This is a genomic window from Nesterenkonia sp. PF2B19, assembly GCF_001758425.2.
GTDB classification, from domain to species: domain Bacteria; phylum Actinomycetota; class Actinomycetes; order Actinomycetales; family Micrococcaceae; genus Nesterenkonia; species Nesterenkonia aethiopica.
Window position 1 is genome coordinate 1 of record NZ_MDSS02000038.1, and the last position, 25,313, is coordinate 25,313.

The window sequence follows — 25,313 nt, forward strand, 5'->3', positions numbered from 1 at the left end:
GAGTCACCCCACATGCTTTCAAAGCATGTGCAGGCCCCTACATCCCCGCTATATCAACGATCCCCGGCCGCGCTGTACACACATTTTGGCCTATAACCCCCATGCGGGGCCACGCTGGGGTATCTCGACCCTGCAGGTCGCAACATCACCCTGGACCTGGACTACACGGTGGAGCAGGAGGAACCCCTGAGGCTGCGCACGGGGCGCGAGGTGACCTTCAGTGCGCTGGAACAGGGCGAACTCGTCAGTCCGGAGGTCGATGCCTTCGACACGGGAGTCTCCTCGACGGGAGTGAACTATCGACTGTCCCGCCCCGCCCCCGGCCGGGACCAGAAGCCCCTGATCGTCTGGCTCCACGGCAACGGCGAAGGCGGGCACGGAGGCTTCTACGACAATGAGCCGCAGCTGCGGGCGAACCGTGGCGCGGTCGGCCCGGCGACCCCTGAGGCGCAGGAGATCTTCGACGGCGCCTATGTGCTGGCCCCACAGGTCCCGGACACCTGGTACGAGACGCCGTCAGCCGACTACGCGCAGCAGCTGCGAGACCTGATCGACGAGGTCGCCGGACGGGAGCGCATCGACACCGACCGCATCCATGTCATGGGCGCCTCAGCAGGCGGCTACATGGCCACGGTGCTGATCTCGGCCTTCCCAGAGGACTTCGCCTCGGCCGCGATCACCTGCCCGGCCTACACCACGACCGGCGCCGAGGACCGACGCGTGGACGAGGAGGACATCTCCCGGCTCGCAGACACCCCCACCTGGTTCATCCACTCCGCAGATGACCCCGTGGTGCCCGTGGAGGAGACCAGCACATGGGCCCACGAGCTGCTCCCCAGCTCGATCCTGAGCATTTATGACGACGTCTCGTTCCACGGCGTCGACTACCCAGGACACTTCTCCTGGATCTACACCGCACAGAACGACCCCACACATGACGGGGTCTCCCTGTGGGAGTGGATGGCCGACCAGTCACGCTGAAGCTCCCGCCGGACCGAGGCGGAGAGGACCGGCCCCGATCCCCCGGCATCTCCCCCAGCCGCGGGCTCCGTCCCCAGGATGAGGCCCCGGTCTCGCCTACGCTCGCAACTCGCCCGCCTCTTCGAGTGGGACCTGCGGGTCAGGAGTCGTCCATCCTGGCCCGCAGCACGTCGAACTCGCACCCCGGGGCGTCCGGATCGAAGCCATGCTCGATGAGCCAGCGCGACGCCGTCAGGCTGCGCAGTGACCACCAGGCGCGGATCACCTCACGGTCGACGTCGGCGGTGCCGTAGCCGACGAGCAGATCATCGAGACGCTCCTCATGCCCGAGCGTCAGGATGGCGAGGTCGAACATGGCGTCGCCGGGGGCGGCCTCGGACCAGTCGATGACGCCGGTGACCTCATCAGCGTGGACGAAGACGTGGGTGAGCTGAAGGTCACCGTGGATGAACACCGGCCTCCGGGGTCTCAGTGCAGGCTCGGCGATCTCCCGGTTCCGCCGGACCACCTCGGCAGGCAGCACACCAGTGTCGAGCAGCCATGCACATTCACGGTCGAGCTGGTCCGCCACGTCCTCGAGTCGGCGACCCGGCCACGGCGGCAACGGCGCCTCGTGCAGTCTGCGGACGGCGGCTCCCGCCGCGGCCCACGCCTGCCGCGACGCCGGCGAAGGCTCTCCGAGGACTCCAAGTGCTGCACCCGGCACGGCAGCGATGGCGAGCACCGGCGGCTCATGCCAGAGGATCCGTGGGGTGGGAATCGGCGCCCTGGCCATCGCCCGGATCTCGACCTCGGCGTGCGCCGGGTCCCCGTCGATCCTCAGAAAGACGTCCCCCACGCGCAGGGTGGCACGCTGCCTGTGCGCGACGACGACCTCGACCTCAGCCATGCCGGCCATTCTTGCAGAGGTTCGGCTTCGCAGCTGGACGCACGAGGGCCCCGGCGAGGTGGTCCTCGCCGGGGCTCTCGTGATCGGTCGGGATGACAGGATTTGAACCTGCGACCCCACGACCCCCAGTCGTGTGCGCTACCAAACTGCGCCACATCCCGATTCGTCGTGGCCGTTCCGGCCACCAGAAGAGTCTACAACAACTCAGGGCCGGATGCCGCATCGGCAGCGGGTGTCTCGGCCCTCACTTCTTCTTGCGCCGCTTCTCCCGCACGCGCATGGAGATCTCGATCGGGGTGCCCGTGAAGTCGAAGGTCTCCCGCAACCGACGCATGATGAACCGCCGGTATCCGGGGTCCAGGAAGCCGGTGGTGAACAGCACGAACTTCGGCGGCCGGCTCGAGGGCTGGGTGCCGAAGAGGATGCGCGGCTGCTTGCCGCCGCGCACCGGATGCGGGTGGGCCGCCACGAGCTCACCGAGGAAGGCGTTGAGCCGCCCGGTGGGGATCCGCTGCCCCCAGTTCGTCAGCGACGTCTCCAGCGCCGGCGCCAGTCTGTCCTTGTGCCAGCCCGTCTGCGCCGAGACGTTGACCCGCGGAGCCCAGGAGACATGCCCCAGATCCCGCTGGATCTCCCGCTCCAGGTAGTACCGACGCTCGTCGTCGAGCAGGTCCCACTTGTTGTAGGCGATCACCAGCGCCCGGCCGGAGTCCACCGCCAGCTGCACGATGCGCACGTCCTGCTCAGAGATCGGTTCGTCCACCGCCAGGAGCACGACGGCGACCTCCGCCTTGTCCAGGGCGCGCTGGGTGCGCAGCATCGCATAGTACTCCGAGCCCTGCGCCATGTGCTGACGACGTCGGATGCCCGCCGTGTCCACAAATCGCCAGGTCTCGCCGCCCAGCTCCACCAGCTCGTCCACGGGGTCTCGGGTGGTGCCGGCGACGTCGTCGACGACCACACGCTCGGATCCGGCGAGCTTGTTCAGCAGGGAGGACTTCCCCACATTCGGCCGCCCCACCAGTGCCACACGGCGCGGCCCGCCCAGCGGCACCAGTCCCCCGTGCTGGGCGGTGTCCGGCAGAGCCTTCACCGCGGCGTCGAGCAGGTCACCGGTGCCGGTGCCGTGCAGCGCCGAGACCGGGTACGGCTCGCCCAGACCCAGGTTCCACAGGGCGTAGACCTCGGCCATCTGGGCCTCGGAGTCCACCTTGTTGGCGGCCAGCAGGACGGGCTTCTTCTTGCGGCGCAGCATCCGCACCACGGCCTCGTCCACCGCCGTGGCACCCACCAGTCCGTCGACGACGAAGAGCACGGCGTCCGCCTCGTCCACGGCGACCTCCGCCTGGTCGGCCACCTGCCGGTGGATCCCCCGGGCGTCCTGCTCCCAGCCGCCGGTGTCCACGATCGTGAAGTCCTTGCCGTTCCATTCGGCGTCGTAGGAGACCCGGTCCCGGGTCACCCCGGGAACATCCTCTACGACAGCCTGCTTGGAGCGGATGATTCTGTTCACCAGGGTGGACTTGCCCACGTTCGGGCGCCCCACGATCGCCAGCACCGGGGGCGCGGGCACGAAGGGCATCGCCTCCTCGCCGAAGTCCGCATCGCTGAGCAGCGCCGAGTCCTCGTCGTCGAGCTCGTAGTCCTGCAGGCCCGCGCGCAGCGCAGCGGCCCGGGCCTCCGCCTCCTCGTCGGTGATCGCGGCGAGCCGCTCGGCCAGGCGGTCGTCCTCGACAGCGGGAGCAAACTCCTCGGCGCCCTGGAGGGTCTCGTCATCGTGTCGGGCCATTGCTGCTCCTGGTGGTGGGGGTTCCGCCGGGGCGGAGTTCTCTGATGAATGTGTGCGGCACGGGGCCACATCGGACGGGCGTCGGGCCGACGCCGGCGGGGCGAGAGGTCAGCGGACCGACTTCACACGGGAGACCAGGGCCTCCACGGTCTCCTCGAAGGTCAGGTCCGAGGAGTCGAGCACGGCGACGCCGTCGGCGGCCTCGGTGAAGTTCACCGCCGTGGAGTCCCGGGCATCCCGGGCGAGCACCTGACGCTGCAGCGCCTCGGCGGACTGGCCCCCGCCCATCTGCAGCCCTCGGCGCGCCAGCCGAACCTCCGCGGAGGCGGTCAGCAGCACCCGCACCTGAGCGTCCGGGGCCACCACGGTGGTGATGTCCCGCCTTCGGCCACGACGAATCCCCGCCTGATCGATGATCCGGCGCTGGGCGGCCACCAGCAGGGCTCGGGCCGCCCGGTTGGTGGAGATCTCCGAGACGCTCTCGGAGATCCGCGCCTCCCGGATGCTCTGCGTGACGTCGCACTGACCCACTGTGACGGTCTGATGGTCCGGGTCGGTGGAGATCGTCAGCGGCAGCTCCTCCACAGCGACGGCGACGGCGGCTTCGTCGTCGAGGTCCACGCCGCGGTCCAGGCAGTACCAGGTGGCCGCCCGGTACATGGCGCCGGTGTCCAGGTAGGCCGCCCCCAGGCGCCGGGCGGCGGCCCGACACACGCTGGACTTGCCGGATCCGGAGGGGCCGTCCACCGCGATGATGAGACGCCGCCCCTGCGCGTGAGGATCTGATGCACCGGTGACGGTGCGATCGGCCGCGCCTGCCGTCATGACTGGACCACCTTCCATCCGAAGTGGGTGAGCGCCTCGGCCAGCTCATCACGGCGGCCGGGCAGCACGGACAGCTCCACCATACCCACCTGATGGCCGGCGGAGTGGTCCATGCGCATGTCTTCCACATTGACCCCGACCTTCGCCACATCGTTGAGCACCGCGGCGATCTGACCTGGACGGTCATCGACGATGACGATGAGTCGGGCGAACGACTGCGGAGGCGCCCCGTGCTTGCCGGGCACCCGGGCCCGCCCCGAGTTGCCCTCGGAGATCAGCTGGGCGATGTCCGCCTGGCCGCCCGGGGCACGGGGGTCCTCGAGCGTGCGGATCAGACGCGCGACGTCGTCGCGCAGCCCGTGCAGGATCTCCACCACCGGGGCGGCGTTGGAAGAGAGGATCTGCACCCACAGATTCGGGTCCGAGGCGGCGATCCGCGTCACGTCCCGCAGACCATTGCCCGCCAGTGCCAGCGCCGAGGTGGGAGCATCCTGCAGCCGGGAGGCCACCAGGGAGGCCGCGATCTGCGGCAGATGCGAGATCAGGGCGACCGAGTCGTCATGTTCCTGCGGGTCCATGTAGTGGACGGTCGCGCCGCAGCGGCGGGCGACCTCCTCCGCCCAGGCCACGGCCGCCTGCGTGGGCACCTGCTCCCCGGTCGCCGGATCCTGGGCCGGAGAGATGACCCACGGCATCGAGGTGAACAGCTCGCCACGAGCCGCCACAGGACCGGACTGCTCGCGTCCGGCCATCGGATGGGTGCCCACATAGCGGGTCAGGTCAACCGGTGTCACCTCGTGGGCACGGCCGTCGGCCAGCTCGCGCAGCGCGCGCAGGATCTCAGCCTTCACGGAGGCGACGTCGAGGACCACGGCCTGCGGAAACTCCACCAGAGCGTCGGCGACCTCCTCGGCGACGACCTCGGGCGGAGCCGCGATCACCACGATCTCGGGGTCGGGATCCCCGACCTCTCGGATGGACCCGGCCCCGATGTCCCGAGCGATCGCCTCGGCGGTGCCGGACGGGTCGGAGAGCTGCACCTCGTGCCCATCTGCGCGCAGGCCGATGCCGATGCTGGCACCGAGCAGGCCAGTGCCGCGGATCAGCACGCGCGGGGTCTCCCGACCGGCGTCGGGTGTCGTGCTCAGGGGGTTCACCGATGTCCTCCTCGCCCGCGATGGCCGGCACCACGGTGCGTCCGGCTCGTCGGGGCCTGCTGCGTCGTCGAGTCCTGCTGATCCTGCGTGCCTTTCGACGTCCCCTGCCCGGAGGGCGGCGGCGCGCTGGTCAGGTCCATCAGATGCCCCAGCTCCCGGGCACCCAGGTCCCGCACCGTGCCCTGGGGCTGGTCGCCGATGGTGATTTCCCCGATGGCGGTGCGCACCAGGCGCGTCACCGGGTGTCCCACCTGTTCGAAGATGCGGCGGACGATCCGGTTCCGCCCGGAGTGCAGCGTGACCTCCACCATGCTGCGCCCCTGGGCGCTGGCGATCTCCCGGAACGCGTCCACCGCGATGGGACCATCTTCGAGCGCGATCCCCTCGGTGAGGGTGCGTCCCAGCGAGCGGGGCACCTTGCCCCGGACCTCCACGAGGTACGTCTTGGGGACCTCGTAGGAGGGGTGGGTCAGCCGATGGGCAAGCTCGCCGTCGTTGGTGAGCAGCAGCAGCCCTTCGGTCTCCCGGTCCAGGCGTCCCACATGCACCAGCCGCGCCGCCTTCATGGAGGCGTCGAGGTGGTCTTCGATGCAGGGCCTTCCCTGGGGGTCGGTCATGGTGGTCACCACACCGGCAGGTTTGTTGAACATCACATAGCGATGCGTCACATCGAGGCTGAGGCGCACTCCGTCCACGTGATGGTGACCTTCTCCGGCAGCACCCGCACACCCGGCTCGACGACGACCCGCCCGTCGACCTCCACACGCCCTTCGGCGATGAGGTCCTCACACACGCGACGAGAGGCGACGCCGGCCTGCGCGAGCACCTTCTGCAGGCGCACACCGTCAGGGTCATGCACCGCAGCGAAGTTCTCCTCCGCCTCGCTCAGGCGCGGCTTGGCGCGCCGGGGCTCCGAGGAGATGAGCCGCTGGGGATCCTCACCGGCGAAGGGCCCGCCGGACTCCCCCGCCCGGGGTGTGCGAGGGGCCCGCGCCGCGCGCGGCTCTCTGGGCGCCCGACGGCGCTTCCCGGAAGAAGTCATGGGCTCCATTCTACGGGCGTGCGCAAACCGGGACGCCCGGCGGTTCAGCCGTCCTCGGCAAGCTCTTCGGCCGCCTCCACACCCGGCAGATGGGGAGACAGCTGAGGCAGCTCTTCCAGGGTGTCCACCCCCAGCTTCTCCAGAAACATGCGCGTGGTGGTGTACAGGGTCGCGCCGGTGACCGGGTCGGTGCCGGCCGTGTCGATCAGGCCTCGGTGGACCAACGTGCGCACCACCCCGTCGACATTGACGCCGCGGATGGCGGCCACCTGCGAGCGCGCCACCGGCTGCCGGTAGGCGATGATCGCCAGGGTCTCCAACGCGGCCTGGGAGAGCCGAGCGGTCTGCCCGCCCAGCACGAAGGCCGAGACCTGGTCCGCGTAGTCCATCCGGGAGTAGTAGCGCCAGCCGCCGGCGACCTCGCGCAGCTCGTAACCCCGACGCCGTCCTCCCTCGTGCCCGTCAGCCTCGGCCCGCAGTTCGTCGAGCAGCCCCACGACCTGGTGTTCGGGGATCTTCACGGCGGCCGCCAGCTCGGCCGGTGTCACCGGCTCCTCCGTGACCATGAGCACCGCCTCCACTGCGGCCAAGAAGTCCTCATGGGCGACGAGCTGAGCGTCGGTGGAGGACTCCAGCGCAGGGTCAGCCTCCCGGACCCCAGGCGCCGTTCCCGGCTCGCTGTGCTGCTCCGGGTCAGCCATCGTGGTGCTCCTCGTCCGTCGGTCTCATGTCCTCATCCCCGGGGCCCGGGCTCTCCGCGGCGCCGTCCGCCGCGTCGTCCCACTCTGCCGCAGCCCGCTGGGCGGCCTCGGTCTCACCCTGCGCCGAGCCGGACCAGGTCACGCTCAGCTCCCCCAGCGGAGAGTCCTGGCTCAGCTCCACGTCGCGGTCCCGGAAGAGCTCCAGCAGTCCCAGGAAGCGCACGACGACGACCAGCCGATTCTCGGCGTCGCGCACCAGCTCAGAGAAGCTCAGCGTGCCGTCCTGCCGCAGCATGCCGGTCATGGTCGCCATCTCATCGCGCACGTTCACCGCGTGGGCGTGGAGATGCTCGAGTCGGACGTCGTCGGGCTCCATGGCGGGCCGGGCGAAGACCTTTTCGGCGATGGCGCGCAGATCCTCCGGCGTGGTGCGCCAGACCAGCTCGGGAAGCAGCCCCGCCAGCTGGGGGTCCGTGCCGGGGTGGCGCGGGTGTCGGTCGGCGTTCTCATCGAGCGTGGCCCGCACGTGGGAGGCGATCTCCTTGAACGCCCGGTACTGCAGCAGGCGCGCGAAGAGCAGGTCGCGGGCCTCCAGGGCGGCGATGTCCTCCTCCGACTCCACCTCTCCGCTGGGCAGGAGCTGGGCGGCCTTGAGGTCCAGCAGCGTGGCGGCGATCAGGATGAAGTGGGAGGACTCGTCCAGCGCCTGGGGGCTGAAGGTCCCCTCGGCGGCGCCGGCATCGGCGGAGAGCTTCCGCACATAGGCCACGAACTCGTCGGTCACGGCGGCCAGGGCCACCGTGGTGACGTCCATCTGCCGTTTGGCGATGAGCCCGAGCAGCAGGTCGAAGGGGCCGTCGAAGTTCTCCAGCGAGACGGTGAACCCGCTGGTGCCCTCGAGCTCTGCCGCGCTCTCGACATCCATGCTCGTGACGCCGGACCGGGCGTCCGGCTGCGGGCTGGTCTCGCTCACCGGCTGCTCCGCAGAGGTCAGGGCGCGCCGCCGCGGACCACGAGCTCCCGGGCCAGCTGGCGGTAGGCCTTGGCGCCCTCATGCTTATGGGCGTAGGAGGTGATGGGTTCGGCGGCGACCGTGGCGTCGGGGAACTTGACCGTGCGCTTGATGACCGTCTCGAAGACCTTGTCCCCGAAGGCCTCCACGATCCGGGAGATGACCTCCCGGCTGTGCAGCGTGCGGGTGTCCACCATGGTGGCCAGCACGCCGTCGATCTCCAGGTCAGGATTGAGCCGATCCTGGACCTTCTCGATGGTGTCCACCAGCAGCGCCACGGCGCGCAGCGCGAAGAACTCGGCGACCAGCGGAATGATGACCCCATGCGCGGCGGTCAGCGCATTGACGGTGAGCAGGCCCAGGGAGGGCTGGCAGTCGATGATGATGACGTCGTAGTCGTCCCGCACGTGGCGCAGGGCCCGTTCCAGGACCTGCTCGCGGGCGACCTCGTTGACCAGCTGGACCTCCGCGGCGGAGAGGTCGATGTTGGCCGGCAGCAGATCCACCCCGGGCACGTGGGTGGTCAGGATGGCGTCCCGTGCGGTGACCTCGCGCTCCATGATCACGTTGTAGACGGAGGTCTCCAGGTCGTGCGGGCTCGTGCCCAGGCCGGCAGAGAGGGCGCCCTGTGGGTCGAAGTCGACCATGAGCACCCGGCGGCCGTACTCGGCGAGCGCGGCGCCCAGGTTGATCGCCGAGGTGGTCTTGCCGACCCCGCCCTTCTGGTTCACCATCGCGATGGTGCGGGCCGGCCCGGTCCCCTCGAGGGGACTCGGGACGGGGAACTCGTGCTTGGGACGGCCGGTGGGGCCGATGATCGCCTCACCGTGGATGGTGAAGAGCTCGGTCGGCTGGTCGTTGCTCACTGACTCCCTCGCTTCTCCGTCACGCCGTCGTCTGGTCGGTCGCACCGGCTGGGCCCTGTCCGGGGGCGTCGTCGGCTCGACAACCCGACCAGACTACCCCTGCGGCGGCGTCGACCACACGCCGACTGTTCATCCCGAGATTGAAGGACGACCCTCACCGGCTCCGCGAGCCATGCCTCACCGACTGCGACGCAGCACCGGGACGAGCTCGTCGAGCACCGCCCGGTCCTCGATCGTGGAGGGCACCTGAGGCTCCTCGCCGTCGGCGATCTGCCGCATCGTTCTGCGCAGGATCTTCCCGGAGCGGGTCTTCGGCAGCCCGGGCACCACGGCGACGTCCTTGAAGTCGGCCACCGGCCCGATGGTCCGCCGCACCAGGTCGGTCAGCTCCTCGCGCAGGAGCTCCGGGTCCCGCTCGTACCCGGTCTTGAGCACCACATAGCCGGCGGCCCGCTGGCCCTTGAGATCGTCGGCCACACCGATGACGGCGCATTCGGCCACCGCAGGGTGCGAGGCGACGGCGGCCTCGATCGCCCCGGTGGAGAGACGGTGACCGGCCACATTGATGACATCGTCGGTCCGGCCCATGACGAACAGGTAGCCGTCCTCGTCGAGGCAGCCGGAGTCCCCCGTGGCGTAGAAGCCGGGGAAGGCCGACAGGTAGGAGTCGATGTAGCGCTGGTCGTCCCCCCACAGGGTGGGCAGCGTGCCCGGAGGCATCGGCAGACGCAGGGCGATGTTGCCCTCCTCCCCCGGTGGCAGCTCCTGCCCGTCAGCGCCGAGGATGACGACGTCGTAGCCCGCCATGGGCAGGGTCGCCGAGCCCTCTTTGATCGGCAGGGGCTCGATGCCGACGGGGTTCGCCGCGATGGGCCATCCCGTCTCGGTCTGCCACCAGTTGTCGATCACCGGGACTCCGAGGGCCTCTCCGATCCACCGCTGCGTGTCCGGATCGAGCCGCTCGCCGGCGGCGAAGAGGTGCTGCAGCGAGGAGATGTCATGGGCGCCCACCAGAGCTGCCTCCGGGTCCGCCTTGCGGATGGCGCGCAGCGCCGTCGGTGCGGTGAACAGCGCGGAGATCCGGTGCTCCTCCACCATCCGCCAGAAGGCCCCGGCGTCGGGCGTCCCCACCGGCTTGCCCTCGTAGAGCACCGTGGTGGCGCCGACCAGCAGAGGACCGTAGACGATGTAGGAGTGCCCCACCACCCACCCGACGTCGGAGGCGGTCAGCATGGTCTGCCCGGGGCCGACGTCGAAGACAGCGGACATGGACCAGCTCAGCGCCACCGCCGTGCCGCCCTGATCCCGGACCACCCCCTTGGGGCGTCCCGTCGTCCCGGAGGTGTAGAGGATGTACAGCGGGTCGGTGGCGGCCACGGGAACAGGTCCCGCCGAGGTCGCCTGGGCCGAGAGCCGCTCCCAGTCCTGCCAGCGGGCGGTCGAGTCCCCCGCGACGTCCGCCATGCTGTGGGAGAACCCGTCCCGGTGCTGGACGACGACCTCACGGACCGGATGCTGCGCCAGGCTGATCGCCTCCGCCACAGTGGGCAGGTACTCCACCCGCCGGGACGGCTCGATCCCGCCGCTGGCGGTGAGCACGACGTCGGCGGAGGAGTCGTCGATGCGGGACGCCAGCTCCTGAGCTGCGAACCCGCCGAAGACCACCGAATGGACTGCCCCGAGCCGGGCGCAGGCGAGCATCGCGATGGGAGCCTGCGGGATCATCGGCAGATAGATGATCACCCGGTCTCCGGCACCGACGCCGAGACCGGCGAGCATCCCGGCGGCTCGGGCCACCTCCTCGGTGAGCTCCGCATAGGTGTAGCGGCGCACCGTGCCGGTGACCGCCGAATCGTGGATCAGGGCGACCTGGTCGCCGCGGCCCGCCTCCAGGTGGCGGTCCAGGCAGTTGCGGCTCAGATTGAGCCTGCCGTCGGGGAACCAGCGGTGGATCGGTGCCGCCGAATCGTCCAGAGCCTGGTCCGGCATCCGGTCCCAGTCGACGCACCGGGCCGCGTGCAGCCAGAAGCCCTCGCGGTCGCGCAGCGATCGACGGTGGACATCCCGATAACCGCCCGGCACTGTGCGCTCAGCTCCCATGGTGCTCCTCCTGATCCATGATCCGTCCTCTGCTCGATTCCCCGCCCGGCGCTGCGTGGCACCCTGCCAGACTATGACGCCGATCACATCTTGTGAAGGCCTGTGTATACACAAGTGCGCGGCATCGTCGAATCGACCGTGAATCATCGCCCTGAACCGCCATCTGTGTATACACTTCCGGTATGCGTGCCAGTGACCGTGCTTACCGACGCCTGCGCGAGGAGATCCTCGACGGCGCCCTCGCCCCGGGGACGGTCCTCGGCGAGGTCGAGCAGTCCGAGCGCCTCGGAGTCTCTCGCACCCCGGTGCGGGAGGCGCTGTCCCGGCTCACCGCCGACGGCCTGGCGGACCAGGCCCAGGGCCGGGGCACCGTGGTCAGCTCCGTCTCCCTGGGCGACGTCGATCTGCTCTTCGAACTGCGCCTGCCGCTGGAGATGCAGGCCGCTCGGCTGGCGGCCCAACGCGGCGACCCGGAGCGCTTCACCGCACTGGCCCGGCGGTTCGCCCAGGCCGAGGAGGCGCTGAGCTCCGCCGCCGGCGCCGTTCCCGAGGACCAGGAGGCGCGCTACTACGACCTCGCCGAGGAGCTCGACGACGCCGTCGCGGAGGCCGTGGACAACCCCTACCTCACGGGCATGCTGCGCAGTCTGCGCGTCCATCTCGTCCGAGTGCGTCGCCTGGCCCGGGACGAACCCGCCCGCCTGACCGAGTCCGCCCGCGAGCACCGGAGCGTGTGCAGCGCCATCGCCTCCGCCGACCCCGACACCGCCGGGGCCGCCATGCTCATCCACCTGCGGCGCAGCCTGGCCTACATCACCGGCCGGGCCGCGTCCCCCGCCGAGTCACCCCAGACCTGAGAATCACCCATCGGAGAGGAACGTCAGCCCATGATCACCCACAGCGTGCGCGTCTACCGCAGCGAGGAGAACCTGCCCCGCGAGGACCAGCTGGCCTGGAAGATCGCGCAGGTCGCCGTCGACCCGGTGTCCGTGGATCCGGAGGTCACCGACATGGTGATCAATCGCATCATCGACAACGCCTCGGTCGCGGTCGCCTCCCTGAACCGGGCCCCCATCGTCGCCGCCCGTTCCCAGGCCCTCGACCAGCCCGTCTCCGCCAACGGTGCAGGGGCCTCCGTCTTCGGCATCACGGAGCGGACCAGCCCTGAATGGGCGGCCTGGGCCAACGGCGTCGCCGTGCGTGAGCTGGACTATCACGACACGTTCCTGGCGGCCGACTATTCGCACCCGGGCGACAACATCCCGCCCATCCTGGCTGTGGCCCAGCACACGGGGCGCTCCGGCCCCGAGCTGATCCGCGGCATCGCCACCGGCTACGAGATCCAGGTCGACCTGGTCAAGGCCATCTGCCTGCACCAGCATAAGATCGACCACGTCGCCCACCTCGGCCCCTCCGCGGCCGCCGGCATCGGCACCCTGCTGCGCCTCGACGCCGAGACGATCTTCCAGGCCGTCGGCCAAGCTCTGCACACCACCACCGCCACGCGTCAGTCCCGCAAGGGCGAGATCTCCACCTGGAAGGCCCACGCCCCCGCCTTCGCCGGGAAGATGGCCGTCGAAGCCGTGGACCGGGCCATGCGCGGCCAGACCTCGCCGGTGCCGATCTACGAAGGCGAGGACGGCGTCATCGCCTGGATGCTGGACGGCCCGGAGGCCCGCTACGAGGTGCCGCTGCCCGCCACCGGCGAGGCCAAGCGCGCCATCCTCGACACCTACACGAAGGAACACTCGGCCGAGTACCAGGCCCAGGCCTGGATCGACCTGGCCCGGAAGCTGCACCAGCAGCACCCCGAGGCCACGGACCCGAACGCCGTCGAGTCCATCCTGATCCGCACCAGCCACCACACCCACTACGTGATCGGCTCGGGCGCCAACGACCCGCAGAAGTACGACCCCACCGCCTCCCGCGAGACGCTGGACCATTCGATCCCCTACATCTTCACCGTCGCGCTGCAGGACGGGGCCTGGCACCACGTGGACTCCTATGCCCCCGAGCGCGCAGGCCGTGAGGACACGGTGGCGCTCTGGCACAAGGTCACCACGGAGGAGGACCCGGAGTGGACCCGCCGCTACCACTCCCTGGACATCGCGGAGAAGGCCTTCGGCGGGTCCGTGGAGATCCGGCTGACCGACGGGCGCACCATCACCGATGAGATCGCCGTCGCCGACGCCCACCCGCTGGGCGCCCGCCCCTTCGCCCGGGAGCAGTACATCGACAAGTTCCGCACCCTGGCCGCGGGCGTCATCGCCGACGACGAGATCGAGCGCTTCCTGGACGTCGTCCAGCGACTCGAATCGCTGCCCGCCGGCGAGCTCCACCAGCTCAACCTCCAGGCCGCCGACGGAGTCATCGACCCCACCGACGCGCCGAAGGGGATCCTCTGAGATGCTGTACTCCACCACCACTGCGCAGCAGAAGCGCCGTGCCCTGCGCGAGATGCTCGCCCCGGGAGCGGCCCGGCAGTTCCCCGGCGCCTTCACCCCTCTCTCGGCCCCGCTGATCGAGGAGAAGGGGTTCGACGGCGTCTACATCTCCGGGGCCGTGCTCGCCAACGAACTGGGCTTGCCCGACGTCGGGCTGACCACGCTCACCGACGTGGCCCACCGGGCCGGGCAGATCGCCCGCGCCACGAACCTGCCGGCCCTGGTCGACGCCGACACCGGCTTCGGCGAACCGATGAACGTCGCCCGCACCGTCCAGGAGCTCGAGGACGCCGGACTGGCCGGCTGCCACATCGAGGACCAGTTCAACCCGAAACGCTGCGGTCACCTGGACGGCAAGAACATGGTGGATGTCCAGACCGCGACCCGCCGGATCGCCGCCGCCGCCCAAGGACGTCGGGACGAGGACTTCCTCATCATGGCGCGCACCGACCTGCGCGCGGTCGAAGGGCTCGACGCCGCCATCGACCGTGCCAAGGCGCTGATCGACGCCGGAGCCGACGCCATCTTCCCCGAGGCGATGAAGGACCTCAGCGAATTCGAGGCCGTCTGCGCCGCCGTCGACGTCCCGGTGCTGGCCAACATGACCGAGTTCGGCAAGTCCGCGCTGTTCACCCGGCAGCAGCTCGCCGACGCCGGCGTGGCGATGATCATCTACCCGGTCACCTCGCTGCGCGCGGCGATGGGCGCGATCGAACGCACGCTGGACACCCTGGCCGCCCACGGCACCCAGGAGCCCGCCGTGGCGGAGATGATGACCCGCGCCCGGCTCTACGAGCTGGTCGACTACGAGGCGTACAACACCTTCGACACCGGCATCTTCAACTTCGAGGTGCCGGACGTACACTCCCCGAGCGGCACCGACCACTGAGCGGGACCCACCACTGACCTGAGGAGGTCACCGATGTCCGAGAACCACGACGCCGAGCAGATCCGCAAGGGACTGGCAGGCGTGGTCGCCGACCACACCGCCATCTCCAAGGTCAACCCGGAGACCAACTCGCTGCTCTACCGCGGCTACCCCGTCCAGCAGCTGGCCGCTCAGCTCTCCTTCGAGGAGGTGGCCCTGCTGCTGTGGACCGGCGAGCTGCCCACGGAAGCTGAACGGGACGAGTTCCTCGCCTTCGAACGTTCGCACCGCGCCCTGGACCCCCAGGTCAAGGCCGCCGTCGACCTGCTGCCCACCGACTGTCACCCGATGGACGTGGGCCGCACCGCGGTCTCCGTGCTGGGTGCGCGCCACCCGCAGGCCGAGGACTCCTCCCCCGAAGTGGAGCTGGCCAAGGCCAAGGCGCTCTTTGCGGCGTTCCCCGCAGTGGTCGCCTATGACCAGCGCCGCCGTCGGGGTCTGGCCGCCGTAGAGCCGCGTGACGACCTGGACTACTCCCAGAACTTCCTGTGGATGACCTTCGGACAGGAGCAGCGCCCGAGGTGGTCGACGCGTTCCGGGTCTCGATGGTGCTCTATGCCGAGCACTCCTTCAACGCCTCCACCTTCACCGCCCGGGTGGTCACCTCCACCCTGGCGGACCTGCACTCGGCGGTCACCGCGGCGATCGGCGCCCTCAAGGGCCCCCTGCACGGGGGAGCCAACGAGGCCGTGATGCACACCTTCGAGGAGATCGGCATCGACACCGCCGAGACGCAGGCCGACGCCGCGGTGCGCGCGAAGGCCTGGATGGAGCAGGCGCTCGCCGAGAAGCGCAAGGTCATGGGCTTCGGCCACCGGGTGTACAAGAACGGCGACTCACGGGTCCCCACCATGAAGAAGGCCCTGGACGCCATGGTCGCGCACTACGGCCGCGGTGAGCTGATGGGCCTCTATGACGGGCTCGAGGCGGCGATGGACGAGGCCAAGGGCATCAAGCCCAACCTCGACTACCCGGCGGGCCCCACCTACCACCTCATGGGCTTCGACACCGAGATGTTCACTCCGCTGTTCATCGCCTCCCGCATCACCGGCTGGACGGCCCACATCATGGAGCAGCGAGCCTCCAATGCGCTGATCCGCCCGCTGAGCGCCTACAACGGACCCGCTGAGCGGAGCCTGTGAGGCTCCGTTCAGCGGGTCGGTGAGACGAATGGGGCCGGCGGGCAGGCCAGGCAGGGACTGCCCCCGCTGCCCTGATCAGCGCAGCGGGGAGCCCAGGGCCTGGTCTGCGGCGGCCAGGATGTCGCCGTCGCGGACCAGGTCCACCACCTCATCGATCTCCGGGGCCAGGTACCGGTCGGTGTCCGGGCCGGCGACCCGGGAACGCACGGCCCGGCGCACCGCGGTGATCGCCGGGGCGGTGCGGGCCTGGTCCACTCCGCCGTCGCGCATGTCGAGGCCACGGGCCGCGGTGAGGATCTCCACCGCCAGCACCCGGATGATCCCGTCGACGGCGCGGCGCAGCTTCAGCCCGGCCGCCCAGCCCATCGAGACGTGGTCCTCCTGCATCGCCGAGCTGGGGATGGAGTCCGCCGAGGCGGGCACGGCGAGCCGCTTGAGCTCGGAGACGATGCCGGCCTGCGTGTACTGGGCGATCATGTGTCCCGAGTCCACACCGGGGTCATGGGCGAGGAAGGCGTTGAGGCCGTGACTGCGGGAGGAGTCCAGCATCCGGTCGGTGCGCCGCTCCGACATCGAGGCGCAGTCCGCCACGGCGATGGCCAGGAAGTCCAGGACGTACCCCACCGGGGCCCCGTGGAAGTTGCCGTTGGACTCCACACGGCCGTCCACCGTGACCACCGGGTTGTCGATCGCGGAGGCCAGCTCATAGCCCGCCACGGCTTCGGCGTGGGCGAGCGTGGAACGTACCGCGCCGTGGACCTGGGGCGCGCAGCGCAGCGAGTAGGCGTCCTGGACCCGGGTGTGACGGTGCTCGCCGCCTCGGGTCTCGGCGATGAGGTCCGAGTCCGCGAGCAGGCGCCGCAGGTTCGAGGCGGCGTCAGCCTGCCCGGGCTGTGGGCGCAGCGCGTGGAGGTCCTCGGCGAAGACGGAGTCGGTGCCGCGCAGCGCCTCGATGGTCATCGCCGTGGCGATGTCTGCGGTACACACCAGCCGCCGCAGATCGGCGGCGGCCATGAGCAGCATGCCCAGCATGCCGTCGGTGCCGTTGATCAGCGCCAGGCCCTCCTTCTCCTGCAGCTCGATCGGCTCGATTCCGGCCGCGGCGAGCGCCTCACCGGCCGGACGACGCACGCCGTCGGCGTCGAAGACCTCTCCCTCCCCCATCACGGCCAATGCGCAGTGCGACAGCGGCGCGAGGTCACCCGAGCAGCCCAGTGAGCCGTACTCGCCGACCACAGGAGTGATCCCGGCGTTGAGCAGCGCGGCATAGCGCCGAGCGACCTCCGGGCGGACGCCGGTGCGGCCGGTGGTCATGGTGGCCAGCCGGTTGAGCATCAGCGCACGGACGACCTCGCGGTCCACGGGCGCACCCGAGGAGGCGGCGTGGGAACGCACCAGGGAGCGCTGCAGCTGGCGGCGGCGCTCCGGCGGGATCTGCTTGACCGCGAGCGCGCCGAAGCCGGTGGAGACTCCGTAGTGCGGCAGCGGATCCTCGGCCAGCGTGTCGATCACCGCGCGGGAGAGCCTCATGGCCTCCTCGGCCTGCTCGCTGAGCGCCACCGGGGCACCGTGTCGGGCGACGGCCAGCACCTCTTCCTGCCGCAGCGGGCCCGGGCCCATGGTGACCGTCTGCTCAGCCGCGTGCTGCGCTCCGTCTGCTTGTGTCGTCGACGCTGACGTCATGATCCGAACCTCCAGGTGTTGCCATCTGATGAAAATCGCGTTTCAATAAGTGAAACGCACTCACGCCGTCTTGGCAAGGCCCACCACCCCGGGCCGGAGAAGGAGAGCATCGTGGCAGAACCGTCGACACGCACCGTCAGCCGCGCCCTGGACCTGCTCGCCGCCGTCTGCGACGCCGGCGACGTGTCCTTGGCGGACGCGGCTCGGCGCACCGAGCTCAACTCCTCCACCGCGCTGCGCCTGCTGCGCACCCTGGAGGGCGCCGGCTTCGTCCGCCGCGACGACGACGGCGTCTACCGCCCCGGACTGCGCATCGTCCAGCTCGGCGCCCAAGCGCTGAGTGCGGAATCCCTGGTCTCCCTGGCCGAGGCGCCGCTGCGTCGGCTCGTGGAGGCCACCGGCGAGTCCTGCTACCTGAGCGTGCCTCACCTGCAGGGCACCCGCGGCGAGCATGGGATCTACCTGGCCATGGAGGAGGGCACGCACTCCATCCGCCACACCTCCTGGGTCGGACGGACCGTCCCGCTGGAGGGTACGGCCGTCGGCGCCGCCCTGCGCGGCGACGTCCCTGACGCCGGACCGGAGGCCGGCTACGTCGTCGCCGGCGACGTCGTCGAATCCGACGTCACGGCGATCGCGGCCCCGGTCCGCGTGCCCGCCGCCGACCGGGAGGGCCGCATCGTGGCGGCCCTCTCCGTGGTCGCCCCCTCCTACCGGATGGATGAGACCACCGTGACCGCCTGCGGGCGGCTGCTGGCCGAGGAGGCCCGCAGCATCCTGCACGCCGTCGAGACCGCCGACTCCTGAGCCGTCCAGACCCGAGCCGTCCAGACCCGAACCACCGACCGCTGACACCCGCTGACACCCGCCGTCACCGACCACCGAGGATCACCGATGACCACTCACACCACTGACACCACGCACGCCACCGGCACCGCCGCTGACTCCGCCCGGCCGGCCGCCCACACCCGCCACGACCCGTCCCGCAGCATCCGCGCACCGCGCGGCACCGAGCTGACGGCCAAGAGCTGGCAGACGGAGGCCCCGCTGCGGATGCTGATGAACAACCTCGACCCCGAGGTCGCCGAGCATCCCGAGGACCTGGTGGTCTACGGCGGCACCGGACGCGCCGCCCGCGACTGGGAGTCCTACGACGCCATCGTCGCGACGCTGAAGGACCTCGAGGACGACGAGACCCTGCTGGTGCAGTCGGGCAAGCCGGTCGGCGTCTTCCGGACCCACGAGTGGGCGCCCCGTGTCCTGGTCGCCAACTCGAACCTGGTCGGCGACTGGGCCACCTGGGAGCAGTTCCGCAAGCTCGACGCCGAGGGCCTGATGATGTACGGCCAGATGACGGCCGGGTCCTGGATCTACATCGGCACCCAGGGCATCCTGCAGGGAACGTACGAGACCTTCGCCGCGGTGGCCACGAAGCGCTTCGGCGGCACGCTGGCCGGCACCCTGACCCTCACCGGAGGATGCGGGGGGATGGGCGGCGCCCAGCCGCTGGCGGTGACCCTCAACGACGGGGCGTGCCTGATCGTCGACGTCAACGAGACCCGCCTGCGCCGCCGGGCCGCCAAGCGCTACCTCGACGAGGTGGAGCTGGACCTGGACCGCGCCCTGGAGAAGGTGCTGGCCGCCAAGGCCGAGGGCCGGGGCCTCTCGGTCGGCTATGTGGGCAACGCCGCCGAGGTGTTCCCCGCCCTGCTGGAGCGGCACCGTGCCGGTGAGTTCACCGTCGACATCGTCACCGACCAGACCAGCGCCCACGACCCGCTGTCCTACCTGCCGGTCGAGCACACCATGGAGGACTGGGAGGCCGCGGCCCAGGCCGATCCGGCCGGGTTCACCGCCAAGGCCCAGGCCTCGATGGCGGCCCATGTCCAGGCCATGGTGGAGTTCCAGGACGCCGGTGCCGAGGTCTTCGACTACGGCAATTCGATCCGTGACGAGGCCCGTCAGGGCGGCTACGACCGGGCCTTCGAGTTCCCCGGCTTCGTGCCGGCCTACATCCGCCCGCTGTTCTGCGAGGGCCTCGGCCCGTTCCGCTGGGTCGCGCTCTCCGGCGACCCGGAGGACATCCGCGTCACCGATGAGGCGCTGAAGGAGCTGTTCCCGGAGAAGGAGCACCTCCACCGCTGGCTGGACGCCGCCGCCGAGCGCGTCGAGTTCGAAGGACTGCCGGCCCGCATCTGCTGGCTCGGCTACGGCGAGCGCCACCAGGCAGGCCTGCTGTTCAACCGGCTCGTCGCCGAGGGCAAGGTGTCCGCGCCGATCGTCATCGGACGCGACCACCTGGACTCCGGATCGGTGGCCTCCCCCTACCGGGAGACCGAGGCCATGGCCGACGGCTCCGACGCGATCGCCGACTGGCCGCTGCTCAACGCCCTGACCGCCACCGGCTCGGGAGCCTCCTGGGTCTCGCTGCACCACGGCGGCGGGGTCGGCATGGGCCGCTCCATCCACGCCGGGCAGGTCTCGCTGGCCGACGGCACCGAGCTGGCCGCGCAGAAGCTCGAGCGGCTGCTCACCAACGACCCCGGCATGGGCGTCATCCGCCACGTCGACGCCGGCTACGACCGCGCCGTCGAGGTCGCCGAGGAGCGCGGTGTGCGCATCCCGATGCACGAGAACCGCTGATTCCGGAGCACCGCACCATGGACCCCCGAGACCACTCCAGCGCCCCTGCGGACGGGAGCCAGACGTCCTCCCGCCCGCGGGGCCGCTGGCGGTTCATCCTCTACAGCGCGGTCGGCGTCGTCATGTTCTTCGTGCCGGTCACGATCGGCGAGTCGACGACGATCCCGCTGGACCACCTGGTCACCGCGCTGCGTGAGGCACTCGGCGGCGCGGCCGCCTATGTCGCGCTGGCGATCATCCTGGCCGGCACCGTCCGTCCCTTCGTCACCGGCCGGTGGCGCCGCTCCCCGGCCCGCACCGTCTTCGCCCTGCTGAACGTCGTCGGCCTGACCACCAGTGTCATGATCGTCAGCGGGGTCGGCCCGGACGTCCTCTTCGCCCCGGAGCTGGGTCCGTTCCTCTACGAGGCGCTGGTGATCCCGGTGGGGCTGCTGGTGCCGGTAGGAGCGATCTTCCTGGCCCTGCTGGTCGGCTACGGCCTCATGGAGTACCTGGGCGTGCTCATGCAGCCGGTGATGCGCCCGCTGTGGCGCACTCCCGGCCGGTCGGCGATCGACGCCGTCGCGTCCTTCGTGGGCAGCTACTCGCTGGGTCTGCTGATCACCAACCGGGTCTACACCTCCGGGCAGTACACGGGACGCGAGGCCGCGATCATCGCCACCGGCTTCTCCACGGTCTCGGCCACCTTCATGGTGGTGGTCGCCCGCACCCTGGACCTGATGCACCTGTGGCTGTGGTACTTCTTCCTGACCCTGGTGGTCACCTACGCAGTCACGGTGATCGTGGTGCGGATCCCTCCGTTGAGCCGCATCCCCGACGACCACTTCCCCGGCGTCGAGCCGCAGCCGGAGGAGCGCATCACCCAGCACCGGATGCGCGCCGCCTGGTCCGCCTCCGGCGAGGCCCTCCAAGCCGCGCCCCCGGTGGTGAGGAACATGTCCCGCAGCTTCCTGGACGGTCTGCTGATGGCTATGCAGATCCTGCCCTCGATCATGTCCATCGGGCTCATCGGGCTGCTGCTGGCCACCTTCACACCCCTGTTCGACTGGCTGGGATATCTGTTCCTTCCGCTGACCTGGGCGCTGCAGCTGCCTGACCCGCAGCTGGCCGCCACCGCCTCGGCCCTGGGCATCGCGGAGATGTTCCTGCCGGCCACGCTGGTGGCGGGACACGAGTCCGAGCTGCTGCGCCTGGTCATCGGCGTCGTCTGCGTCTCCGGGGTGATCTTCTTCTCCGCCCTGGTGCCGTCCATCCTGGCCACCGAGATCCCCGTGAAGATCTGGCACCTCGTGGTCATCTGGGCGCAGCGGGTCCTGCTCACCCTGCTCTTCGCCACTCCCCTGGCCGCACTGATCCTAGGAGTCACATGACTGAGACCGCATCCGCCGTCACCTCCCTGATGGCCGCCATCGCCGACGTCGGCACCGACCCGCGGCGCGGCGGGTACAGCCGCCCCGTCTGGTCCCCCGCGGAGAAGGACCTGCGCAGCTGGTTCCTCCAGGAGGCCCACAGCCGCGGGCTGGACACCGAGGAGGACCGCAACGGCATCCTCTGGGCGTGGTGGGATCTGCCCGCCGGACGCCGCGTCACCTCCTTGGAGGCCTCCCGGCAGGGTGCCCTGGTCACCGGCTCCCACCTGGACTCCGTGCCCGGCGGCGGGGCCTACGACGGCCCGCTCGGGGTCGCCTCCGCCCTGGCCGCCGTGGACGTGCTGCAGGCCCCGGGAGGCCGCCGGAGCCCTAGACCGCCGCCCGGCCGCTCGCCCGTGGCCGTCTTCCCCGAGGAGGAAGCTCCCGCTTCGGCGTGGCCTGCCTGGGGTCCCGTCTGCTGGCCGGGACCATTCCGGTGGAGCGGGCCCTGGGGCTGCGCGACGCCGCGGGCATCGCTTCGCGGAGGCCGCCCGCGCCGAGGGCCTGGACCCCGCCCACATCGGCCCCGACCCGGCCGCACTCGCCCGGATCGGACAGTTCGTCGAGCTGCATGTGGAGCAGGGCCGAGGACTCAACACCGATGAGCACCTCAGCGCCGGGGCGCCGGCGATCGCCGTGGGCTCCACCATCCTGGGCCACGGACGCTGGCGGATCAGCTTCCACGGCCAGGGCAACCACGCCGGCACCACGCTGATGTCCGATCGCTGCGACCCGATGGTCGCCGCCGCGGAGACCGTGATCGACGTACGACGCCTGGCCCGGGTGCAGCCCGAGGCGCGGGCGACGGTGGGGCGGGTCGAGCCTGTTCCGGGCGGCACCAACGTCATCGCATCCCGCGTGGACCTCTGGCTGGACGTCCGCCACCCGGAGGACGAGGTCACCGCCGCCCTGGTGGAGGACATCTGGCGCCACGCCCAGCAGGCGGCCCTCAGCGAGGGCTGCACGGCCGAGCTGACCGAGGAGTCGCTCTCCGGCACCGTGCACTTCGACCCGCAGCTCGCGGCCTCCCTCACCGAGGCGGTGCGCCGCAACGCGCCCGCCGCTCCTCTGCTGCCCACCGGCGCGGGCCATGACGCCGGAGTGCTCGCCGCGACGGTGCCCACCGGCATGATCTACGTGCGCAACCCCAGCGGCGTCAGCCACGCCCCGGAGGAGCATGTGGAGGACGACGACGCCGTGCTGGGAGTCCACGCCCTGGCCGACGCCCTGGAGGATCTGCTGTGAGCGCCACCCACACGCTGCCCGGGCTGGTCAACGCCCATTCCCACGCGTTCCACCGGCTGCTGCGCGGGCGCACCCACGCGGGTCCGCACGGCGCGCCCGGCGACTTCTGGCGGTGGCGGGAGGAGATGTACCGCTCCGCCGAGGCGCTGACCCCGCAGACCATGGAGCAGCTGGCCACCGCCGTCTACGCCGAGATGGCCGCCTCGGGCTGGACCGCCGTCGGCGAGTTCCACTACCTGCACCACCGGCCGGACGGGACCCCCTATGGCGGCGCGGACGCCGAGGGCGAGCACGCCATGGAGCGGGCCCTGGCCCGTGCCGCCCGGCGGGCCGGGATCCGGCTGGTCCTGTTGGACACCTGCTACCTGCGCGGCGGCCTCTCCCCGGCCGGGGAGCCGCTGGCGCTGAGCCCCGTGCAGCAGCGGTACGCCGACGACGGCGTGGCGGGCTGGGCGGCCCGCTGGGAGCGGCTGCACGACGCGCTGGTCCAAGAGGACTGCGGCTCCGGACTCATCACTCTCGGAGCCGCCATCCACTCCCTGCGCGCCGTCGACGCCGACCAGCTCGCCGAGCTCTCCGAGTGGGCCTCCGAGCACCCTGAGGTGCCGCTGCACATCCACCTCTCCGAGCAGCCGGCGGAGAACGCCGCCGTGGAGGCCGAGCACGGGATGAGCCCCACCCGGCTGCTGCAGGAGCACGGCCTGCTCGGCCCCCGCCTGTCCGCCGTCCACGCGACGCATCTCAGCGACGAGGACATCGCGCTGCTGGGCGACGCCGCCGCCACGGTGGTGATGTGTCCGACCACCGAAGCCGACCTGGGCGACGGGATCGGCCCGGCCCACGAGCTCGCCGATGCCGGGGCGGTCATCGCCCTGGGCTCGGACCAGCACGCCGTGGTGGACCCCCTGCTGGAGATGCGGGCGCTGGAGCATGGTGAACGGGCAGCGCAGCGGCCAGCGGGGACGGTTCAGCCCGAGCCAGCTGGTGGAGGCGGCCACCGGCGCCGGGCGCCGCAGCCTGGGGCTGCTGAGCGTCGCCGAGACCGAGGACGCCGTGCTCCTCGACGCCGCCTCCGTCCGCACCGCCGGCGGTGACCCGGCCCAGAGCCCGCTGACCGCCACAGCCGCCGATGTGCTCTCGGTCCGCGTGGCCGGCACCGAGATCGCCCGCGAAGGCCACCACATGAAGCTCGGCGACCCGGCAGATCTCTACCGGGCCCTGTTCGCCGACCACCCCGAGCTGAGGAGCTTCCGATGACGAGCACCCCTGCCAGCGCCTCCCCTGCCAGCGCCTCACCTGCCAGCACGGTGATCACCGGAATCGGTGAGCTCACCACAGTCGACGCGGAGCACCGGGTGCTCCACGACGCCGCCGTCGTGATCGACGACGGCCGGATCGCCTGGATCGGGCCCTCCGCCCAGGCGCCCGCCGCCGACACCTCCTACGATGCGGAGGGCCGGGCGGTGCTGCCCGGCTGGGTCGACTCGCACACGCATCTGGTCTTCGCCGGCGACCGGGGCGCGGAGTTCGAGGCCCGTATGGCCGGCCAACAGTACTCCGCCGGAGGCATCGGGGTCACCATGTCCGCGACTCGCGAGACCGACGACGCCGTCCTGGCGTCCCTGCTGGCCGCGCGCGTGGGCGACGCCCGCCGCGGAGGCACCACCTTCCTGGAGACCAAGACCGGCTACGGCCTGAGCGTCGAGGAGGAGCAGCGGCACGCCCGGCTGGCCGAGCAGGCCGCCGACGTCGTGACCTTCCTGGGCGCGCACTTGGTCCCGCCGGGGGCGGATGCGGACGAGTACCTGGACCTGGTGTGCGGACCCATGCTGGAGGCGGTGGCCGAGCATGTGCAGTGGGCCGACGTGTTCTGCGAGCGTGGAGCCTTCGATGTCGACGCCTCGCGGCGCGTGCTGCAGGCCTGCCGCGACGCCGGTCTGGGACTGCGCGTGCACGGGAACCAGCTCGGCCCGGGCCCCGGGGTGAAGCTGGCCGTGGAGATGGGTGCCGCCAGCGTGGACCACGTCAACCACCTCGACGACGCCGACGTGGCGGCTCTGGCCGACTCCGAGACGGTGGCGACCTGCCTGCCGGCCTGTGACCTCTCCACCCGGCAGCCTCTGGCGCCGGGGCGCCGGCTCCTCGATGCCGGCGCAGAAGTCGCTCTCGCCTCGAACTGCAACCCGGGCACCAGCTACACCACGGCGATGGGCTTCTGCGTCGCCACCGCCGTGCTGCAGATGGAGCTCACCCTGAAGGAGGCGCTCCGAGCGGCGACCATGGGCGGGGCACGTGCCCTGCGGGTCGAGGACGAGGTCGGGTCCGTGGAGGTCGGCAAGCGGGCCGACCTGCACGTGCTGGACGCGCCGGCGGCGATCCATCTGGCCTACCGGCCGGGGATGCCGCTGACCCATGCGGTGTTCAAGGACGGCCGCCGCGAGGTCTGAGCCGCCCGGC

At 70.9% G+C, this 25,313-nt stretch carries 21 protein-coding genes, 1 tRNA gene and 2 pseudogenes; 12 read left to right on the top strand and 12 right to left on the bottom strand.

Annotated elements, in window-relative coordinates:
• The first annotated feature begins 168 nt into the window (after positions 1 to 168).
• Positions 169 to 981: a prolyl oligopeptidase family serine peptidase gene (locus tag BCY76_RS11575; RefSeq protein ID WP_070160786.1), complete on the top strand. Its 813-nt coding sequence runs from the start codon at positions 169 to 171 to the stop codon at positions 979 to 981.
• A 139-nt stretch (positions 982 to 1,120) separates the two neighbouring features.
• Here the strand turns inward: BCY76_RS11575 and BCY76_RS11580 are convergent, their stop codons facing one another.
• The 11 genes from BCY76_RS11580 to BCY76_RS11625 all read right to left on the bottom strand — a co-directional run bounded on the left by BCY76_RS11580 (position 1,121) and on the right by BCY76_RS11625 (position 11,362).
• A complete protein-coding gene (locus tag BCY76_RS11580) occupies positions 1,121 to 1,870 on the bottom strand; it encodes a phosphotransferase family protein (RefSeq protein ID WP_070160788.1) in 750 nt (249 codons plus the stop codon).
• 87 nt (positions 1,871 to 1,957) lie between these two features.
• Positions 1,958 to 2,031, bottom strand: a tRNA-Pro gene (locus BCY76_RS11585).
• Positions 2,032 to 2,114: 83 nt separating this feature from the next.
• Positions 2,115 to 3,659, bottom strand: coding sequence for a ribosome biogenesis GTPase Der (der, locus tag BCY76_RS11590; protein ID WP_070160790.1), 1,545 nt, complete (start codon positions 3,657 to 3,659; stop codon positions 2,115 to 2,117).
• 108 nt (positions 3,660 to 3,767) lie between these two features.
• Positions 3,768 to 4,484: a (d)CMP kinase gene (cmk, locus tag BCY76_RS18635; protein ID WP_070160792.1), complete on the bottom strand. Its 717-nt coding sequence runs from the start codon at positions 4,482 to 4,484 to the stop codon at positions 3,768 to 3,770.
• Complete coding sequence (locus BCY76_RS11600) at positions 4,481 to 5,641, bottom strand: prephenate dehydrogenase (protein WP_083277580.1); 1,161 nt, start codon at positions 5,639 to 5,641, stop codon at positions 4,481 to 4,483. Before BCY76_RS11600 ends, cmk begins: the two co-directional genes overlap by 4 nt.
• Complete coding sequence (locus BCY76_RS20450) at positions 5,638 to 6,336, bottom strand: pseudouridine synthase (RefSeq protein ID WP_070160794.1); 699 nt, start codon at positions 6,334 to 6,336, stop codon at positions 5,638 to 5,640. The genes BCY76_RS11600 and BCY76_RS20450 overlap by 4 nt, the downstream gene beginning before the upstream one ends.
• Entirely contained in the window at positions 6,306 to 6,683 is a 378-nt protein-coding gene (locus BCY76_RS20455) for a S4 domain-containing protein (RefSeq protein ID WP_070160795.1), read from the bottom strand. Before BCY76_RS20455 ends, BCY76_RS20450 begins: the two co-directional genes overlap by 31 nt.
• A 44-nt stretch (positions 6,684 to 6,727) precedes the next feature.
• Positions 6,728 to 7,384 (bottom strand): SMC-Scp complex subunit ScpB, encoded by a 657-nt coding sequence (gene scpB, locus BCY76_RS11610; protein WP_083277581.1) that lies wholly within the window; start codon positions 7,382 to 7,384, stop codon positions 6,728 to 6,730.
• Positions 7,377 to 8,357 (bottom strand): segregation and condensation protein A, encoded by a 981-nt coding sequence (locus tag BCY76_RS11615; protein WP_237090117.1) that lies wholly within the window; start codon positions 8,355 to 8,357, stop codon positions 7,377 to 7,379. The genes scpB and BCY76_RS11615 overlap by 8 nt, the downstream gene beginning before the upstream one ends.
• Before the next feature lie 17 nt (positions 8,358 to 8,374).
• Complete coding sequence (locus BCY76_RS11620; RefSeq protein ID WP_070160796.1) at positions 8,375 to 9,262, bottom strand: ParA family protein; 888 nt, start codon at positions 9,260 to 9,262, stop codon at positions 8,375 to 8,377.
• Positions 9,263 to 9,439: 177 nt separating this feature from the next.
• On the bottom strand, positions 9,440 to 11,362 hold the full coding sequence (locus BCY76_RS11625) for an acetate--CoA ligase (RefSeq protein WP_085437712.1): 1,923 nt from the start codon (positions 11,360 to 11,362) through the stop codon (positions 9,440 to 9,442).
• Positions 11,363 to 11,544: 182 nt separating this feature from the next.
• On the opposite strand from BCY76_RS11625, the gene BCY76_RS11630 reads away from it, so the two are divergent.
• From BCY76_RS11630 to BCY76_RS11645, 4 genes and pseudogenes are all read left to right on the top strand, one after another.
• The gene (locus BCY76_RS11630) at positions 11,545 to 12,219 is read left to right on the top strand and encodes a GntR family transcriptional regulator (protein WP_085437713.1); all 675 of its coding nucleotides are present in this window, start codon (positions 11,545 to 11,547) and stop codon (positions 12,217 to 12,219) included.
• A gap of 30 nt (positions 12,220 to 12,249) precedes the next feature.
• Positions 12,250 to 13,767, top strand: coding sequence for an MmgE/PrpD family protein (locus BCY76_RS11635; RefSeq protein WP_085437714.1), 1,518 nt, complete (start codon positions 12,250 to 12,252; stop codon positions 13,765 to 13,767).
• Position 13,768: 1 nt separating this feature from the next.
• The gene (gene prpB / locus BCY76_RS11640; RefSeq protein WP_070160810.1) at positions 13,769 to 14,695 is read left to right on the top strand and encodes a methylisocitrate lyase; all 927 of its coding nucleotides are present in this window, start codon (positions 13,769 to 13,771) and stop codon (positions 14,693 to 14,695) included.
• A gap of 33 nt (positions 14,696 to 14,728) precedes the next feature.
• Positions 14,729 to 15,876, top strand: a pseudogene (locus tag BCY76_RS11645) (bifunctional 2-methylcitrate synthase/citrate synthase).
• 75 nt (positions 15,877 to 15,951) lie between these two features.
• Here the strand turns inward: BCY76_RS11645 and hutH are convergent.
• Positions 15,952 to 17,559 (bottom strand): histidine ammonia-lyase, encoded by a 1,608-nt coding sequence (hutH, locus tag BCY76_RS11650; RefSeq protein WP_070160799.1) that lies wholly within the window; start codon positions 17,557 to 17,559, stop codon positions 15,952 to 15,954.
• Between the two features lie 111 nt (positions 17,560 to 17,670).
• On the opposite strand from hutH, the gene BCY76_RS11655 reads away from it, so the two are divergent.
• From BCY76_RS11655 to hutI, 7 genes and pseudogenes are all read left to right on the top strand, one after another.
• Positions 17,671 to 18,366 carry an IclR family transcriptional regulator gene (locus BCY76_RS11655; RefSeq protein ID WP_070160800.1) on the top strand — a complete coding sequence of 232 codons (696 nt, stop codon included), beginning with the start codon at positions 17,671 to 17,673 and terminating at the stop codon, positions 18,364 to 18,366.
• 87 nt (positions 18,367 to 18,453) lie between these two features.
• Positions 18,454 to 20,202: a urocanate hydratase gene (gene hutU / locus BCY76_RS11660; protein WP_083277582.1), complete on the top strand. Its 1,749-nt coding sequence runs from the start codon at positions 18,454 to 18,456 to the stop codon at positions 20,200 to 20,202.
• 17 nt (positions 20,203 to 20,219) lie between these two features.
• Positions 20,220 to 21,572 (top strand): YjiH family protein, encoded by a 1,353-nt coding sequence (locus tag BCY76_RS11665; protein WP_070160801.1) that lies wholly within the window; start codon positions 20,220 to 20,222, stop codon positions 21,570 to 21,572.
• A pseudogene (locus BCY76_RS11670) lies at positions 21,569 to 22,856 on the top strand (allantoate amidohydrolase). Before BCY76_RS11665 ends, BCY76_RS11670 begins: the two are co-directional and overlap by 4 nt.
• Positions 22,853 to 23,950: a formimidoylglutamate deiminase gene (locus BCY76_RS11675; RefSeq protein WP_336582219.1), complete on the top strand. Its 1,098-nt coding sequence runs from the start codon at positions 22,853 to 22,855 to the stop codon at positions 23,948 to 23,950. The pseudogene BCY76_RS11670 and the gene BCY76_RS11675 overlap by 4 nt, the downstream one beginning before the upstream one ends.
• The gene (locus tag BCY76_RS20460) at positions 23,910 to 24,113 is read left to right on the top strand and encodes a hypothetical protein (protein ID WP_336582220.1); all 204 of its coding nucleotides are present in this window, start codon (positions 23,910 to 23,912) and stop codon (positions 24,111 to 24,113) included. The genes BCY76_RS11675 and BCY76_RS20460 overlap by 41 nt, the downstream gene beginning before the upstream one ends.
• Positions 24,110 to 25,303: an imidazolonepropionase gene (gene hutI, locus BCY76_RS11680; protein ID WP_070158902.1), complete on the top strand. Its 1,194-nt coding sequence runs from the start codon at positions 24,110 to 24,112 to the stop codon at positions 25,301 to 25,303. Before BCY76_RS20460 ends, hutI begins: the two co-directional genes overlap by 4 nt.
• Positions 25,304 to 25,313 lie beyond the last annotated feature (10 nt).